This is a genomic window from Amycolatopsis sp. CFH S0740 (assembly GCF_004522315.1).
GTDB classification, from domain to species: domain Bacteria; phylum Actinomycetota; class Actinomycetes; order Mycobacteriales; family Pseudonocardiaceae; genus Amycolatopsis; species Amycolatopsis nivea.
The window spans coordinates 40,794-57,507 of the sequence record NZ_SDLS01000008.1; the positions used below are offsets into that span (position 1 = coordinate 40,794).

Annotated in this window: 15 protein-coding genes and 1 pseudogene; 10 read left to right on the plus strand and 6 right to left on the minus strand. The window is 70.5% G+C overall.

All coding sequences use genetic code 11. The features are described 5' to 3' along the window. Nucleotides 1–33 precede the first annotated feature (33 nt). Together EIZ45_RS15850 and EIZ45_RS15855 are read right to left on the minus strand one after the other, a co-directional pair. Nucleotides 34–972 (minus strand): LysR substrate-binding domain-containing protein, encoded by a 939-nt coding sequence (locus EIZ45_RS15850; RefSeq protein ID WP_134663439.1) that lies wholly within the window; start codon nucleotides 970–972, stop codon nucleotides 34–36. Continuing rightward, a complete protein-coding gene (locus EIZ45_RS15855; protein ID WP_134663440.1) occupies nucleotides 948–1,901 on the minus strand; it encodes a LysR family transcriptional regulator in 954 nt (317 codons plus the stop codon). Before EIZ45_RS15855 ends, EIZ45_RS15850 begins: the two co-directional genes overlap by 25 nt. Before the next feature lie 227 nt (nucleotides 1,902–2,128). Here EIZ45_RS15855 and EIZ45_RS15860 point away from each other — a divergent pair, with 227 nt between their 5' ends. The 7 genes and pseudogenes from EIZ45_RS15860 (at nucleotide 2,129) to EIZ45_RS15885 (ending at nucleotide 11,176) form a co-directional block, all read left to right on the plus strand. Then, complete coding sequence (locus EIZ45_RS15860) at nucleotides 2,129–2,812, plus strand: tRNA-dependent cyclodipeptide synthase (protein ID WP_134663441.1); 684 nt, start codon at nucleotides 2,129–2,131, stop codon at nucleotides 2,810–2,812. 137 nt (nucleotides 2,813–2,949) lie between these two features. Beyond that, nucleotides 2,950–3,945: pseudogene (locus EIZ45_RS46835) on the plus strand (cytosine permease); the annotation flags it as partial. A gap of 144 nt (nucleotides 3,946–4,089) precedes the next feature. Further along, a complete protein-coding gene (locus EIZ45_RS46840; RefSeq protein WP_240690666.1) occupies nucleotides 4,090–4,491 on the plus strand; it encodes a rhodanese-like domain-containing protein in 402 nt (133 codons plus the stop codon). A 10-nt stretch (nucleotides 4,492–4,501) separates the two neighbouring features. Further along, nucleotides 4,502–4,966 (plus strand): co-chaperone YbbN, encoded by a 465-nt coding sequence (locus tag EIZ45_RS15870; RefSeq protein ID WP_037818633.1) that lies wholly within the window; start codon nucleotides 4,502–4,504, stop codon nucleotides 4,964–4,966. Nucleotides 4,967–5,027: 61 nt separating this feature from the next. After that, nucleotides 5,028–6,197, plus strand: coding sequence for a S8 family peptidase (locus EIZ45_RS15875; RefSeq protein ID WP_134663443.1), 1,170 nt, complete (start codon nucleotides 5,028–5,030; stop codon nucleotides 6,195–6,197). Nucleotides 6,198–6,546: 349 nt separating this feature from the next. Continuing rightward, entirely contained in the window at nucleotides 6,547–7,701 is a 1,155-nt protein-coding gene (locus EIZ45_RS15880; protein ID WP_134663444.1) for an MFS transporter, read from the plus strand. Nucleotides 7,702–7,876: 175 nt separating this feature from the next. Beyond that, on the plus strand, nucleotides 7,877–11,176 hold the full coding sequence (locus EIZ45_RS15885) for a protease pro-enzyme activation domain-containing protein (RefSeq protein ID WP_134663445.1): 3,300 nt from the start codon (nucleotides 7,877–7,879) through the stop codon (nucleotides 11,174–11,176). Nucleotides 11,177–11,221: 45 nt separating this feature from the next. Here EIZ45_RS15885 and EIZ45_RS15890 read toward each other — a convergent pair whose 3' ends face one another. Both EIZ45_RS15890 and EIZ45_RS15895 read right to left on the minus strand, forming a co-directional pair. After that, complete coding sequence (locus EIZ45_RS15890; protein ID WP_037818629.1) at nucleotides 11,222–12,139, minus strand: transcriptional regulator; 918 nt, start codon at nucleotides 12,137–12,139, stop codon at nucleotides 11,222–11,224. Nucleotides 12,140–12,222: 83 nt separating this feature from the next. Next, nucleotides 12,223–13,284: a TetR/AcrR family transcriptional regulator gene (locus EIZ45_RS15895; RefSeq protein ID WP_134663446.1), complete on the minus strand. Its 1,062-nt coding sequence runs from the start codon at nucleotides 13,282–13,284 to the stop codon at nucleotides 12,223–12,225. Nucleotides 13,285–13,351: 67 nt separating this feature from the next. Between EIZ45_RS15895 and EIZ45_RS15900 the strand changes: the two genes are divergently transcribed. The 3 genes from EIZ45_RS15900 (at nucleotide 13,352) to EIZ45_RS15910 (ending at nucleotide 15,793) form a co-directional block, all read left to right on the plus strand. Continuing rightward, nucleotides 13,352–14,518, plus strand: a complete 1,167-nt coding sequence (locus tag EIZ45_RS15900) for a cytochrome P450 (protein WP_167756463.1) — start codon at nucleotides 13,352–13,354, stop codon at nucleotides 14,516–14,518. Between the two features lie 88 nt (nucleotides 14,519–14,606). Then, nucleotides 14,607–15,200 (plus strand): HdeD family acid-resistance protein, encoded by a 594-nt coding sequence (locus tag EIZ45_RS15905; protein WP_134663448.1) that lies wholly within the window; start codon nucleotides 14,607–14,609, stop codon nucleotides 15,198–15,200. 44 nt (nucleotides 15,201–15,244) lie between these two features. Further along, nucleotides 15,245–15,793, plus strand: coding sequence for a DUF6069 family protein (locus tag EIZ45_RS15910; RefSeq protein ID WP_134663449.1), 549 nt, complete (start codon nucleotides 15,245–15,247; stop codon nucleotides 15,791–15,793). A 1-nt stretch (nucleotide 15,794) separates the two neighbouring features. Here the strand turns inward: EIZ45_RS15910 and EIZ45_RS15915 are convergent, their stop codons facing one another. Then, the gene (locus EIZ45_RS15915; RefSeq protein ID WP_134663450.1) at nucleotides 15,795–16,541 is read right to left on the minus strand and encodes a hypothetical protein; all 747 of its coding nucleotides are present in this window, start codon (nucleotides 16,539–16,541) and stop codon (nucleotides 15,795–15,797) included. Further along, the gene (locus EIZ45_RS46125) at nucleotides 16,538–16,702 is read right to left on the minus strand and encodes a hypothetical protein (protein ID WP_158714566.1); all 165 of its coding nucleotides are present in this window, start codon (nucleotides 16,700–16,702) and stop codon (nucleotides 16,538–16,540) included. Before EIZ45_RS46125 ends, EIZ45_RS15915 begins: the two co-directional genes overlap by 4 nt. Nucleotides 16,703–16,714: the final 12 nt, after the last annotated feature.

A 16,714-nucleotide genomic window follows, 5' to 3' on the forward strand; every position in this document is an offset into this window, starting at 1 on the left:
GAGGGCCGCTTCGGGTTTCTTCCGAAGCGGCCCTCACGCGTTTACCAGTGCGCGAAGGTGTTCGGCGTGCGCGCGCGTCATCGCCGCCCGGACGCGAGGGAGGCACCCGGCGAGCAGTCCGTCGTCCGTCCAGGCGAGCACCAGGGTCGAATTCGTGGCCGCGCAATGCAGCGGCCGGTATGAGGTGTCCGGCATCGGTCTCGTCGGCGGCGCTGTCACGGTCAGGATTCCGGCTCCGTAACCGAGACACAGCACCGCCCATTCGCTGTCCGCGTAGCAAAGCCGCGGATCAGCACCGGCGTCGGCGAAGGCCGCGAGCAGTGCCCGCGTACGCGGCTGCACGGCCTGGTCGAGGAGAACGCAGCGCTGGCGGGACAGCGCGGCCGGGGTGAGCGAGTCCGGAACGCCGAGCGGATGTCCGGACGGAATGCCGACCACCAGCGGTTCCGTGGCCACCGAAACCCATCCGAGAGGGCGTTCCCGCACGGCGTCCTGACGTAGCAGGCCGAGGTCCAGTTCTTCGCTCAGCAACGCTTCCGCCAGCTCCGCAGCCGATTCGGCGGTCCGGATAGCCAGTCCGGCATCGGGATTGCGCAGCCCTACCTCGCGGATCAGCCGCGGCAGCACGGGCGTCGGCACCGAGCCGATCCGGATCTGCGCGACGGGGCGCTCCAGCCCGGCGCGCGCGGCGGTCAGCATCCGGTCGAACTGCGGGACCACCGCCGAGGCGTGTTCGAGGAGGAGCTCGCCAGTTTCGGTGAACAGCTTCCCGGCCGGTTCCGCGGCCAGCAGCGGGGCGCCGATCATCCGTTCCAGCCGCCGGATCCGCAGGGTGAGCTTGGCCGGGGTGGTTCCGAGTGCGGCCGCGGCGGCCGCCACGCTGCCCGCCTCGGCGACCGCGACCAGCAGCTTCAGCTGCCGCAGCTCGAGGTCGGCACCGGAGCGGATCAGCTGGTCCGGGCGGTCAGCCACGGCAGTTCCCCCGGAATCGCGCGCGGGCCGTCGAAGCCGCCCTTGTGGTCGTGATAGGCGTCGAGGATCAACCCGGCGAGCAGGCTGACCCGCGCGGCGACCGGACTGTCCTCCCGGTACAGCAGGAAATGGCTGGTGCGCGCCCGCAGTCCGGGAACCGGGCGGTGCACCACGCCCGGGGCGAGCGGGCGGGAGGCCTGGACGAGCGTGACGTCGCCCTGGTAGCGGACGATCTCGTCGCGCGGGCCGGAGACCGGCACGTAGTGGGCGATCACCGGGGCGAAGCCGTACGGGCCGCACACCCGGGCGAGGAACTCGCGGCAGCGGTCCGGCCCGGTCGAGGAGATCCACCGCTCGTGTTCCAGCTCGGCCAGGTCCACCTCGTGCCGGGCGGCGAGCGGATGCCAGTCCGGGAGCATCATCAGCAGCGGGTCCTCGGCGAGGTCGATCCGCCCGGTGTTCGGGGGCAGCGGCACGTCGCACTGTTCGGACAGGACGGCGAGGTCGAGTTCGCCGCGGCCGAACCAGCCGAGCATCTCCGCGGTCGACTCGGCGGTCCGGATCTCCGCCCGGTCGCCGAGCCCGGTCGTCTCGAGCGCGCGGAGCAGCGGGCCGGACAGGACGGTTTCCGACCAGCCGACCCGCAACGCGCTTTCGCGCTGGGCGCAGTGCTGCGCGAGGGCCGGGCCGATCCGGGCGGTGCGCGCCAGGATCCCGTCCGCGTAGTCGAGGATCAGCTGCCCGAACGGCGTGGGCCGCACCCCGGCGCGGGCGCGTTCGAACAGCGCCCGGCCGAGCAGTTCCTCGATCCTGCGCAGTTCGCGGCTGAGGGCGGGTTGCGGCAGCACCAGTTCGGTGGCCGCGCGGTTGAGGCTGCCCGCTTTCGCGATCGCCTGGAGGTGGCGCAAATGCTTGAGTTCCAACTCCACGAAAGTTCACGATATGACGCCCGCCGGCGCGAGTGCACCGGCGAAAGTGTGGCAATCGCCCGACCAAAGTAGGAAATCCTCTTTCCGAACCGCCGGCCTCGCCGTCCCGCGACGGCATAACCGGCAGGCATTACCCGCGCCGCCCGGATCCCGGCACAGTGATCCGCACCAGTCCCGCCCCGCCGGGAGAAACGCGGAATCGAGACGAGAAAAGGTGGAGGATTTCCATGTTCGACGCGACTCCGCTGTCTTCCGGCTGCGCCCGCCTGTATCCGGACGTCCGGCACGCCTGTGTCGGAGTGAGCCCGTTCAACGGCTATTTCACCGCGGACCGGCTGACCCGGCTCGCCGCGTGGACCGCGGAGCACTTCGCCGAGTTCTGCTTTTTCGTCCCGGACGAGGTCACCGCCTACACGCTCGAAGCGCTCGGATACCCGCCGGCCAGGGCGAAACAGAAAGCGCACCGGCAGTCCTGCCACGTGCACAACAAGATCGCCGCCGCACTGCGCGCGCTGGACGTGCCCGACCCGGAGAGCCGGATCCTCGGCATGGCCCGGCTGCGCGAACTGCCCGCCTATCGGCGGCTGCTGGCGGCGGCGGAAAACCACTTCGAAACCGACAGCGCATTCCGGTCAGCCTGCTACGGCGCTTCCACCTGGGTGCTGCAGGGCCGGACGGGAAACGTGCCGGACGAGGGCGCGCTGCGGCTCGCGGTGCGCTACTTCCTCGCCGAACTCCCGTTGTTCGCCGGTTCCGGGCTGATCACCGGAAATCCGCGGTCGATGTTCGTCTACCACCAGCGGGTGCCGTTTCTGCGGAAGTTCTTCGACCGGGAATTCGCGTTCCGGCCCGAGCCGGGCCAGGGTTTCCTGGTCGTCGCCGAAGCCGCGCTGGAAGCGACCGGCCGATGAGCGACCGCCACGACGACTATTCGCTGACCCGCGTCCCGGACGCCGCCCGCCGGTCCTGGCCCTCGGTCGCGGTGCAGCGGTTCGGGCAGGTGTCCTCGTTCCAGCAGTTCATCGTCGGCGCGCTGCTGGGCTGGGGCATGACGTTCTGGAACGCGGTGCTGGCCATCACGATCGGTTCGGTGCTGCTGGAGGTCATCACCGTGCTGCTCGGCATCGCCGGGGTGCGGGAAGGACTGTCCACCTCGGTGCTGGCCCGCTGGGCCGGGTTCGGCCGGAAGGGGTCCGCGCTGGTCGGCCTGCTGGTGGCGGTCAGCCTCGCGGGCTGGTTCGGCGTGCAGAACGGGGTGTTCGCGCACGGGATGCACGCCCTCGGCGGCACGGTGCCGGAATGGGGCTGGGCGCTGGTCGGCGGAGCGGCGATCACCGTGATCACCGTCTACGGCTTCCGCCTGATGGCCTGGACCGCCTACCTGACCGTGCCCGCTTTCCTGCTGCTGGCCGGGTATTCGGTGCTCGACGCGCTGCACACGCACTCGCTGGCGGACTTGGTTTCCGCTCCCCCGCCGGGACCGCCGCTGTCGCTCGGCGCGGCGACCACGCTGGTGTCCGGGGCGTTCATCCTCGGCGCGCTGATGACCCCGGACATGACGCGGTTCAACCGCACCCGCGCCGACGTCGTCAAGCAGACCGTGCTCAGCGTGACGCTCGGCGAGTACCTGATCGGGCTGATCGGCGTGCTCCTCGCGCACGCCGCCGCGACCTCGGACGTCGTCGGCATCGTCACCTCCTCCTCGGGGCTGCTCGGCACCCTGGTGCTGGCCACCGCGATCCTCAAGATCAACGACTGGAACCTCTACTCGTCGTCGCTCGGCCTGGTCAACGTCGTCGACGTGCTGTTCGACCGGAAGGTCAGCCGGGTGCGCGTGGTCCTGGTGCTCGGGGTGTTCGGCACGGCGGCGTCCGCACTCGGGATCGCCGACCACTTCGCCGGGTTCCTGACCGCGGTCGGCGTGCTCGCCCCGCCGGTCGCCGGGGTGCTCATCGCGGAGTACTTCGTGCTTCGCCGGTGCCGTCCGGTTTTCGCCGCCCTGCGCCGGGGACAAGCGGTCGCCGGGCGCGACTGGGAGCTCGCGGCGCTGGTCAGCTGGGCGCTCGGGACGGCTTTCGCGCTCGTCTTCGAGTTCGGGATTCCCACGATCAACTCGGTGGTCGTGGCGTTCGTCAGTCACCTCGCGGCGGGCCTGCTCGCCCGCCGCCGGAACCCGGGAGGAACCGGCATGCTGCCGCTGATCGGCCGCGAAGAGCTGAAAACCGCGATGGACGAGGGCACGGTGATCGTCGTCGACACCATGCCGCCCGACTACTACGCCCGCGAACACCTTCCCGGCGCCCGCAACATCCCGGGCTTCCCCTACGAGCAGGCCGCGGCGTTCACCGACGAGCACGCGCCGCGGGTGGTCCCGGACAAGGCCGCGGCGATCGTCGTGTACTGCGCCAACACCCCTTGCCGCAACAGCGAATTCGTCGGCGCCCGGCTGCTCGAACTCGGGTACGCGGACGTCCGCAAGTACCGCGAAGGAATCGAAGACTGGGTCGGCGCCGGCCATCCCACCGAAACCGGCCCCGCCCCCGAAGCCCCGGCGCGTCCGGCGCCGGTGCCCGTCACCCACCCCGAATAGAGGAGAGAACATGGGAACGAGAATCCGGATGTTCGCGGCCGTCGCGGCGATGACGGCGGGAGTCCTCGGCGGCGCCGCGGCGACGCCGGCGAGCGCCGCCCCGGCGTCCTACGTTTCGCTGGCCCCGCAGGACGAGACCGTCGTCGACGTCACCTCGGCCAACTACGACCAGGTGATGGAGATGTCCAAGACCAAGCCGGTCGTGCTGGACTTCTACGCCAGCTGGTGCGGTCCCTGCCAGAAAATGGCCCCGTACCTGGAGAAATACCACACGGCCGACGGCGGCAAGTGGATCTGGGCGAAGGTGGACCTGAGCGAACAGGGCCAGAACAAGGACATCGCCGACAAGTACGGCATCGAGTACATCCCCACGCTGATCGACATCTCCGCCGGACAGGAGAAGGGCAGCCGGGTGGTCGGCTTCGACGAGGGCAGCGGCCCGGACGACCTGCGCACCTGGCTGAACAACCTCTGACCGCGCCCGCCTCCGCCGGGATTCCCCGGGATCCCGGCGGAGGCTCCCCGAAGGGACGACCATGAAACGCACCCCGAAAGCCGTCGTGCTGGCGGCCCTGCTCTCGGTCGCGGCCGGCGTGCTGCCGGCGGCGGCCTCCGCCGCGCCGGACGACACCGCGGTGTACATCGTGCGGCTCAAGCCGATGGACAAAGACAAGGACAAGGTCACCGCCGCCGCGAACGCGCTGATCGCCAAGTACGGCGGCACGCTGCGCCGGGTCTACTACTCGGTCTCGCAGGCGTTTTCCCTTTCCGCGACCCGGGAACAGCACGACAAGTACCTCACCGACGCCGCGGTCACCACGGTCGGGGACAACCAGGTCTACACCGCGGCCGGGACCCAGGACGACCCGCCTTCGTGGGGACAGGACCGGATCGACCAGGCAGACCTCCCGCTCGACGGCAGCTACACCTACCCGAACACCGCGGCGAACGTGCACGTGTACGTGCTCGACACCGGGGTGCGCACCAGCCACCACGACTTCGGCGGACGCGCCCACGCCGCGTACGACGCGGTCGACCCCGACGCGGACCAGAGCGGAACGGACTGCAACGGCCACGGCACCCAGGTCGCAGCCGCCATCGCGGGCCGCCACTACGGTGTCGCGAAAGAGGCTTCGGTCGAATCGGTGCGCACCCTCGGCTGCGACGGCACTGGCACGTCCGAGGAGATTCTGTCCGCTTTGGACTGGGTGAACCTCAACGCACAGCGCCCGGCCGTGCTGAACCTCAGCTTCGCCGGCCCCAGCGGCACGGTCCTCGACATCCAGCTCTACAAGATGACCCAGAACGGCCTCGCCTACACCGTCGCCGCGGGCAACGGCACCGGCGGCGCCGGAGTGAATGCCTGCGACATCACGCCTGCCCGGCAGACCACCGGGATCACCGTCGGCGCCACCGACCAGGCCGACCACCGGGTGCCGTCCTCGAACTTCGGCAGCTGCGTGGACCTTTACGCACCAGGCAAGGACATTCCGACGGCGGGCAACACCGGCGATTGCGCGTCGAGCGTGGTTTCCGGCACGTCGATCGCCTCGGCGGAAGCAGCGGGAGTGGCGGCGATGTTCCTGTCCGCGCATCCGGACGCGACGCCGGACCAGGTGCTCAAGGGCATGACCGACGCGGCGACGAAGGACAAGGTCGTCGATCCGGGCGAGGGATCGCACAACCTGCTGCTGCACACGACGTAACCGCGCGCGGCCGGGCGCCACTGCCCCCGAAGCGCCCGGCCGCATCCCCGCGCTCAGGCATCACCGACCCGGCCAGCACAATCCCCGCGCCAGCTCCCCTCCCGCGCGAGCTACGCAACTCCAGCACCCCGCCGCGCATAGCCGACCCGGTCAGCACAATCCCTGGCCCCAGCGCCCCGCCGCACCCGCAACGCATAACCGGCCGGGCCGTCAAGCTCCTCGACCCCCGCCCCGCACAACCCACGCAGCCCGGCACCACAACCCCAGCGCATAACCAGCCGAGCCACCAAACTCCCGCCCCGCCCTGCACAACCGACGCGGCCGACCGCCACGACCCCAAGGACCCGCCATGGACGTCACCGCGCCGCCCGCCCGCACCGCGCTTCCCCTGCCCGCTCTGCTGGCCTTGGCCGCGTCGGTGTTCCTCGGCTGCCTGACCGAGATCGTCCCGGCCGGGATCCTGCTCCCGGCCGCGGCTGATCTCGGCGTGTCCCCGGCCGCCGCGGGGCAGCTGGTCACCGTGTACGCGATCGCCACCGCTCTCACCGCGCTGCCGTTGACCGCGGCGTCGGCCCGGATGCCCCGCCGGAAACTCCTGCTCCTGCTCGTCGCCGGGTTCGTCGCGACCAACCTGGCGATCGCGCTGTCCCCGTGGTTCGCGCTGGTGCTCGTGGCGCGAGTGGCTTCGGGAGCGCTCACCGGAATCCTGTGGTCCCTCGTGGCGAACTACGCCATGCGGCTCGTCCCCGCGGAACGGGCCGGGCGCGCACTCGCCGTCGCGATGGCGGGCACCCCGGTCGCTTTCGCGTTCGGCGTCCCGGCCGGGGCCGCGCTCGGCGAACTCGTCGGCTGGCGCTGGGTGTTCGCCGGGATGGCCCTCGTCGCGGTGCCGCTGCTGTGGTGGATCGTAGCGGTGGTTCCGCCACTGTCCGGCGAGGAACCAGGTGCCCGGACGAGCCTCCGCACAGTGGTGCGCACGCCAGGACTGCGCCCGCTATTACTGCTGGTGATCGCGTTTTCCTTGGCGCACAACATGTTCTACACCTATCTCGGACCATTCTACGCCGCTCGCGGACATCTCCCATTGCTGAGCGCCGGGCTGTTGCTGTTCGGCACCGCGACGGTGGCCGGGCTGTGGCTGGTCGGGCTCGCTCTCGACCGGCATCCCCGCGCGGTGCTCACGTGCTGCGCCGCCGTCACCGCCTGCTGTTTCGGCATACTGGTCTTCGGCGGCCGGGAACCGGTACTGCTGCTCGCCGCGTGTGCGTTGTGGGGCTTGGCTTTCGGCGGCGCGCCGACGTCGTTCCAAGCGGTCACCGCGGTACTCGCCGGACGCCGGGCCGACATCGCGCAGTCGCTGACCATCGCCAGCTGGAACGGCGCGGTCGCGGGTGGCGCGCTGACCGGCGGAGTTCTGCTCGGCACAGGCGCGCTGCCGTGGACCGCCATCGCACTGATGATCGTGCCGGTTTTCCTTTCCCGTTTCGTTCTCCCGGCGCGGTGAACCAACCCGCCATTCTGTGGAAAACTGTTTCACCCCACCCCTTCTGACCAGGGAAAACGTCTTCGTTCAGAATGACCGTTGAACGTCGTCGAACGTTCAGCGAGCACGATTCGCAGACCGCCGCCGCGGCTAGCCTTGGCCGGCTGTTTCTTCTCCGCTTCGCTTTGGAGGAATCGTGCTCCCTCGTTCCCTGTGGGCGAGACCGGCCGCCGCGGCAGCCGGTCTCGTCCTGACGGCCGCCCTGGCGATACCGGGTTCGGCCGCCGCCCAAGAGCCCCGGACGCCGTTGGCGCCCACCGGCTCCGCACCGGCCGGCGCGCAACGGCTCGGCGCCACCGATCCAGGCCGGGAGATCCCGATCGCGCTGTCGCTGCGGCCGCACGACGAAGCCGGGCTTGCCCAGTTCGTCGCCTCGGTCAGCGATCCGCGTTCGCCGGACTACCGGCATTTCCTGTCCAGTGCGGACTATTCGGCCCGCTACGCGCCGCGAGAGTCCGATGTGGACGCTGCGAAGGCGTACCTGGAGAAACAGGGCCTGCGGGTCACTGACGTCTCGGCCAACCGCCAGGTGGTCGACGCGGTCGGGACCGTCGGACAGGTCGAGGCGGCGTTCGGCACCCGGCTCGGCGACTACGCCGACTCGGCCGGAAAGCATTTCTACGCCAGGGAATCCGCGCCGAGCGTGCCGTCCTCGGTAGCGAAGATCGTGCGCACGGTGACCGGGCTGACCAACCGGCCGATCGCGCACCGTGCCTCCGCTCCGGCCGGTCCCGGCGGCCCGGGCGGCGGCTACACCCCCGCCCAGTTCCGCACCGCCTACAGCATGAAGCAGCTTTCCGGTTCCTACGACGGATCCGGGCAGACGGTCGGGCTGATCGAGTTCGACTCGTTCAAGCAGTCCGACATCGACGCCTGGACGAACTACTTCAAGCAGCCCTCGGTCAAGCCCCAGGTAGTGCCGGTGGACGGCGGGGTTTCCCAGCCGGGCAGCGGACAGCTCGAGGTGACGCTGGACATCCAGGCGGTCGCGGCCACCGCGCCCGGCGCGAGCCAGATCGTCTATGAGGCACCGAACAGCGACAAAGCCTGGGTCGACGAGATGGCGAAAATCGCGAGCGACAACGCGATCACGATCCTGTCGGGCTCGTGGCTGCTCGGCGAGAAATGCGAGTCCGACCCGATCGCCGCCTCGCACGATTCCTACTCCCAAATGGTCGCCCAGGGCGTCACGCTCCTGTCGGCCTCCGGAGACTGGGGAGCCACCGGCTGCGGCTACAACGGCGACAACTCCACCGTGCAGGCCGACTACCCGGCCAGCGACCCGCTGTTCACCGGCGTCGGCGGCACGCAGCTGCGGACGAGCGACAGCGCGGGCACTTACCAGTCGGAGTCGTGCTGGAACCAGGGCGGCACCGGCAACACCCGCTCCGGCGGCGGGTATTCGGCGGTCTACAGCAAGCCCGATTGGCAGCCGGGCAGCAGCAAATACCGTTCGGTGCCCGACGTCGCGCTCGACGCCGACTACGGAGCCGGCGCGCTTTCGGTGTACATGAACGGCGGCTGGCAGGACGTCGGCGGGACGAGCCTGTCCTCCCCGTTGTGGGCCGGATATCTCGCGATGGTCAACCAGAAAGCGAAAAGCGCGGGCAAGAGCAACCTCGGCGCCATCAACCCGACGGTGTACTCGATCGCCCAGTCCTCGCAGTACTCCTCGGCCTTCCACGACGTCGTCTCCGGCAACAACGGCACCTACGACGCGGGCACCGGCTACGACCTGTGCACCGGCTGGGGTTCCATGCAGGGCGACAACCTGGCAGACCCGCTGATCAACGGCGCGACGCCGCCCGCGGCCAACGACTTCTCCCTCGCCGCGGACCCGGCCTCGCTCAGCGTCGACCCGGGCAAGTCGGCGACCACGAAGATCACCACCAAGGTCGTCAAGGGCAGCGCGCAAAGCATCGCGTTGTCGGCGAGCGGGCTCCCGGCCGGTGTCACAGCAACATTCGACCCGTCTTCGGTAACCGCAGGCGGCACCTCCACCCTCACCCTAGCGGCATCCTCCTCGGCCTCACCCGGGCAGACAACCGTGACGGTGACCGGAAAAGCCACGGACGCCACGCACACGACCCCGGTCACGCTCACCGTCAACGGTTCCGGCCAAGGCGATTTCTCACTCAGCGTCGACCCGGCATCGGCGTCGGTCAACGCCGGGCAATCCGCCACCGCCACCGTCTCGACGACCGCGGTGAACGGCACCGCGCCGTCGGCGAGCCCGAGCGTGATCAACGGGCAGACGACCACCGTCGCCAAGTACCCGTTCATCATTTCCGAACACCGCACCGGCGGGGTGCGCCCGCAGGAGCAGTCCTGCACCGGCAGCGTGGTCGCCAAACGGGCGGTGCTGATCGCGGCGCACTGCAAGTTCGCCGACGGCGACCCGAAGTACCTCATCTACGGACGGGACGACCTGAACGACACGAGCAAGGGCACCCGGATCGAGATCGCGGAGTTCCGGATCCACCCGGACTACAGCCCGCAGAGCGACCAGGGCTGGCGCAACGGCAACGACGTCGCGATCATCTTCACCAAGACCGACATCCCCGTTCCGGCGGGCATGACCTACCCGAAGATCGCGTCCTCCGCCGACAATCTGCCGCTCGGCACCCAAGGCACGGCCATCGGCTACGGCAAGACCGACGCCAACGACGCCACCAAGAACACCAAGCTGCGCGAGGTCGTACTGCCCACAGTGGACGGTTCGAACTGCAGCACCATTGATTCGTCGGTGTTCAAGCCGGAATACATGTTCTGCGACGGCTACGGCGACGGCAGCAAGGGCCTGTGCCAAGGCGATTCGGGCGGGCCGTACTACTACAACGGCAAGATCTACGGCGTCTTCTCCTGGCTGCGCACCGACTGTGCGTCCTACAACGCGCACGGAAAGCTGTGGGGTTCGATGGGCGACTGGGCGAACCAGCAGATCGGCACCACGCCTCCGTCCGGCGGCGACATCGCGTTGTCCGCCAGCGGATTGCCCTCCGGGGCGAGCGCGACGTTCGATCCGGCGTCGGTCAACGCGGGCGGTTCGGCGAAGCTGACGATCGCCACCAGCGCCTCCACCCCGCAGGGGACGTACCAGGTGACGATCACCGGCAAGAACGCCACGGCGAGCCACGACACCACGTTCACGCTCACCGTGCAGGGCGGTTCGTCCGGTCCGGTCACCGTGGCCGACCCGGGCTTCCAGGCGGTGCCGCACGGTTCGCCGGTGCACCTGGCGATGCGCGCCTCCGGCGGCACCGGCAGCTACTCCTGGAGCGCCGCCGGACTGCCCTCGGGGCTGACCATCGACCGCGCCACCGGCGTGATCTCCGGAAACCCGCAGACCACCTCGGGTCTGCTGAACTCGACGATCACCGCCACCGACACGTCAGGCACGGCGGGAAAGGTGCAGGTCCCCTGGTTCGTCTACTGACCGGGTGAGGAGGGGCTTGACCGGCGGTTCCCGGAAAACCGCCGGTCAAGCCCATTCCCAGGACAAGCCCGCGATGCCCGGCCGGACGTCGGTCAGCACCAGGTGCGCGGTCCGGGAGGCCCCGATCCACAGCGGCGGACCGGGCCGCCGCGGCGCCTGCACGCTGTTCTGGCGGAACGGCACGCAGGTGGCGGGCGGGGCGCCGGCGAACTCCGCCTGCAGCAGGTATTGCCGCACCGGGCGGGTGAACCGGTGGTGGTAGAAGGTCAGTTCCGGGCCGGGCGGGTAGACCGCGGTGTACTCGAGCACGCTGCGCTCGCCCGTCGCGAGCCGCTGGTCCAGCAGCAGTTCGCAGACCGTCGCGCCGGCTTCCGCGTCGACCCGGACCCGGCCGGGTCGGCAGTACCGGACCTCGGCGGGCAGCGCCGGGGCGGACTGCTCGGCCCACAGGAACACCACGCACCGGTCGACCCGGTCGGCCATCGCCTCCACGACCAGCCGGGTGTGCACCCGGGTCAGCCGCCGGTGCTCGTCCACCCGCAGGTGCTCGTGCACGTCGAGGCGGCGCACCAGGCTGTCCGGCGGCAGGTCCAGCTCCGCCAGCAGCGGCCGGTGGCCCGGCCACAGCCGTTTGCGGTCGATGGCCCCCGGTTCCGCCGCCGCTCCCCTGCCCCGGGGCCGGGGCGGGCCGAGCAGCGCGACCAGCGATTCCGGCGGAAGCCCGAGCACCGCCTCCAGCGCCCGCACCGCGCGCAGCGATTCGGCCCGTTCCGGACGGCTGCGGCCGTGGCGCCAGTAGCTCAGCGCCGCCCGGCTGACCCGCACTCCCCGCCCGGCGAGCCGCTGCCGGACCTGTTCGAGACTCAGCCCCCGGATGTTCAGCGCGTGGTCGAGGACCTGCGCGAACGTGCCGTGCCGCAGCAGGCTGCGCAACTGCCGGTCCACCGGAGCGATTTCGGCCATCGCCGCCCCCTTCGGCCGATCTTCGCTCCACTATCTGCCGCGGCGCCTGCCCTGTCCACCGACGTCGGAAGGGTTTGCGCGGCTTACCGGGTTTCCGCGGGGACAGTGCTCGTCGCGGCGGCGTGGCAGGCGCCGAAGCCCTCCGCCCGCAGCACAATCTGTCCATTGTGGACCCGGACCGCGGTCTCGGTCGCGTCGCTGACCGCCGAGACCCCGGCCGCAGCGGCCACCGCGCCGGTCTCGTCCACGATCACTCGCACGTCCGGCCACGCCGATCCCGGACACGACCGCTTCAGCAGACCGCGCAGATCCGCCAGCACCAGATTGGTCAGCGGCACCAGCTCTCCCGGCTGACCCGTCACCACGACCAGCGTGACATTCTTGGCCGCACGCAAGGCTTCTTCCACCGCGGACAGCCGGTGCAGCCCGATCACCGCGACCACCCCGTCGCCGTCGATGCGGACCGAACGCTCGCGCAGGGCGTCGAAAACCTCCGGCGGGGCCCAGGTTTCCCCGACTGCTTTCGCTTGCGGCACGATCGGCGGCTCCGGCCACGTGTCGGCAAGTCCCAGCGCGGGCAACGCTTCACACGCGCGCACGACGTTGAACGGCTCCCCGAAACCGGGTGCCGCCGCGGCGAGCTGACTCGCCCCGTGCAGCATCGTCAGCGCCGCTTCCGCCACCCGCACCAGCCGTCCGGACGACGGCGAAAGGCGCTCCAGCACCAGGCCGAGCACGATCGCGTCGAACCGCAGCAACTGGGCGTACGGCCGGTGGGTGAGTTCGTCGGCGAGGATTTCCGGGAGCAGGTCGACGCCGAGACGCGCGTCCGGATCGGTGGCCAGCGGCAGCCGCGCGACCCACGCGCGGGCGAACGCGCCGAGCGCTTCGGCGGGGGTCAGGCCCGGGTCCGGTTCAGGCGGCTGGGCGGCGAACCGTTCCGCTTCGGCGGCGAGCACGGCGAAGTAGAGCGCGCGTTTGCCGGGGAAGTTGGAGTAGACCGCGCCTCGGGTGAGCTCGGCGCGCTCGGCGATCACGTCGATCTTGGCGTCGCGGAAGCCGCGCTCGGTGAACTCCTCGCGGGCGGCGGCCAGCACTTTCGCCCGGTTGCGCTCCTGCGTCTGCGCCCTGGTCAGCCGCGCCATCGTGAGTCCTCCCGGTCCGCTTCCTTGCCAAGATACCGCCACCATTCATATGATGAGATCATCTGAAATGACCATCTGGAGGTCGTCCGTGTCCCCCGCACCGCCCGTTCCCGAGCTCGACCTGACTGATCCGGCCGTCACGAGCGACCCGTTCACCGCCTACGGAGCCGCCCGGGAGCAGGGCCCGCTGGCCAAGCTCACCGGCCCCGGCTTCCCGCCGATGTGGGTCCTGACGCGGCACGCCGAAGCCCGCGCGATGCTCACTGACCAGCGGTTCGCCTTGAGCGAGGCCAGCTATCAGCGTCCGGACGTCCCCGAGCACTGCCGTCCCTACCTGCGGACCATGCAGGAAATGGGAGGCGCCGAACACGCCCGGCTGCGCCGTCTCACCACGCCGGCGTTCGCCGCCCGCCGGGCGCTGGATTTCCGGCCGGAGATCGAGAAAATCGTCGCCCGCTACCTCGACGCATTGCCCGCGGACGGCCCCGTCGACCTGCTCGCCGAGTTCGCCCGGCCGCTGCCGATGGAGGTCATCTGCGCGCTGGTCGGCGTGCCGGAAGCCGAACGGCCGCGCTGGCACGAATACGGCGCGGCGGTCGTGCAGGTGTCCGGCGAGGGGTTCGCCGCCGCCGTGCCCGGGATCATCGACAGCGCGCGGACGCTGGTCTCGCGTCCGGACAGCGCGATGCTGGCGCATCTGACGAGCGCGGGCCTGACCGAAACGGAAGCCGTCGCGCTGGTCTGGCAGCTCGTGCTGGCCGGGCAGACCCCGGCGAATTTCATCGCCAATGCGGTGGAAACCCTGCTGTCGCACCCGGATCAGCTCGAAGTGCTGCGCCGGGAACCGGAGCTGTGGCCGGGCGCGGTCGAAGAATTGATGCGCTGGTGCGGTTCGCAGCTGCTGACGATTCCCCGGCGGACGACCGAAGACCTGGAATTGCACGGCGTGCAGATCCGCCAGGGCGAGCCGGTGACCGCGTCGATCGCGGCGGCGAACCGGGACCCGCGCGTCTTCGCCGACCCGGACCGCTTCGACGTCCGCCGGTCGGCAGGCGCACACCTCGGTTTCGCGCACGGGCCGCATTTCTGCCTCGGCGCGTCGTTCGCGAGGGTGCAGGCGGAGGTGGCGCTGACCGCGCTGCTGGACCGGTTCGCCGGGTTGCGTGTCCTCGAGGCGAAGCGGGTACCCGACCCGGGGACGTGGCGGCTCGCCGGATTGACCGTCGCCTGGTAGCGCCCTCGATCGGGTGAGGTCCCGGCGGTGCTGCCCTGGTCCGGCTACCGTTTTGCCAGGTCAGCACCACACCTCCGGGAGGCCCTCGATGTCCACGCCCATTCCGCCCGTCCTCGGCTTCGCGGTGCTCGACCCGCGGCGCGCGTGGCCGCTCGTGCTCACGCGCGGGATCCTGGGCGTCCTGTTCGGCGTGCTGGCGCTGGTGTGGCCGGGGATCACCGTGCTGGCGCTGGCTTTCCTGTTCGGGATCTACGTGCTGATCGACGCGGCCGGCGCGATCATGCAGGCGTTCCGGCCGGGCGACGGCGCGCACCGGATCGCGTACGCGGTGCTCGGCGTGCTGGGCCTGATCGCCGGGATCATGACGCTCGCGTGGCCCGGGGTGACCGTGCTGGTGCTGGCGACGCTCGTCGGGGCGTGGGCGGTCGTCACCGGGATCATGGAAATCGTCGCCGCGATCCGCTTGCGCAAGCAGATCACCGGCGAGGCGTTCCTGATCGCGGCGGGCGCGCTTTCGGTGATCGCCGGGGTGCTCGTGCTGTTCCACCCGATCGCGGGCGCGTTCGGCGTCGCGCTGCTGATCGGGATTTACGCGGTGATTTACGGGGTAACCCTGGTGGTCCTGTCGTTCCGGCTGCGCTCGCTGGCGAAATCCGCCGATCCGGCGGAACAGCCTCGGTAGGGCGACAATCGAAGCGACCGCATGCGCGAGGGAAGGACCGCCCGATGGTTCAGCAGTACCCCGGCAATTACGGGGAGGACACCCGGCCAGGCATCGACGCAGCGAGGTTGTGGGCAGGCGGCGTGGCCACAGCGGTGGTCGCGGCCCTCGTGGCGGTAGTGGGCCTGCTGATCGCGCGAGGCATCTTCGACGTGCCGGTCCTGGCCCCAAAGGGTGACGGCTTGTGGGGCAAGGCGAGCACGCCGACGTACGCGATCTCCGCCGCTGCCGTCGCCCTGCTGGCGACCGGACTGATGCACTTGCTGAGCGTGGCGACCCCGGCGCCGGGCCAGTTTTTCGGCTGGATCATGGTGCTGGTGACAGCCATCGCGGTGGTCCTGCCGCTCACCCTGACGGTGGGCCTGGAAGCGAAAATCGCGACGGCGGCGATCAACCTGGTGATCGGGCTGGTGATCGCCTCACTGGTGAGCAGCATGGCGGCGAGTGCCCGGACATTGCATCGGCGGAAGCGGAACAGCCGGGCGGAGCAGCAGCCGCCGCCTCCGCCTACGCGGCAGTGGCCGGAGGGGCCGACTACGTATTACGACCGCTGAGCTAACGCTTCCGAGGCGACCGAACCGCCTCCGCGATCGCGTCCAGCACCCGGGTCGCCAGATCCGGGTCCGACAGTTCCGGCAGCGGCTGATCCACCGGCGCGAGCGTCGTCAACGCGTGCGCGCAGGCCCGATGCACGTCCACCGGGTCAGACCCGGCCAGCCCCCGCCGCAGTGCTGCGAACAACCCCGGCAGCGGCAGCAAGAGCGCACTCCGTTCCGGGGGCACCAGCGCGGAGCCCTCGAACTCCCCCACCGCATCGACCACCGCAGTCGCGTTCCTCGCGACTTCCCGCAGCGGAAACCCGGCCGCGTCGTCGCGTCGCCAGGCCACCACGTCGCCGACTCCGGACGCCACCAGCAGCGGCACCAGCAACGGCATCGCGTCCGAACCGGCCACGACCACCTTCGCGTCGAACGGCGCGACCTGCAGCCGTCGCGACCGGATCAGCACCGCCGCAGTCAGCACGATCGCGGCGGCTTCCTCCTCGGTGACGACCGGAAGCGTCGAAGCCAGTTCTCGTTGTGCCGCACGGGCTTTCGCCGGTTCCACCCCGGCCAGGTACACCACCGCGACCTCGTCCGGCAGCGAGCGCAAGGCCGCCGCCAGCTCCGCCGCGTCGCGCGAGCGCACCGTGAACGCCGACGTCGGAACACCGGTGTGCTCCTGGATCGCCCGTGCGTCCGCCTGCAGCCGCGACGGCCCGTCCTCCCCGACGATCGCCAGCCCGGGACGCGTCCAGCTCATCGACCGGACTCGCCGAGGTCGACGTCGTTCTGCTGCGCGATTTCCCGCAGTTCGGCCAGCCGCTCGCGATGACCCTCCGCCTCGTCCTCGCCGGCGTGCTCCAGCGCCTGCTGCGCCGCCGCGATCCCCCGCTTCAGCTCCCGCACGAATTCGCTCGTCACATCGCCTCCGTT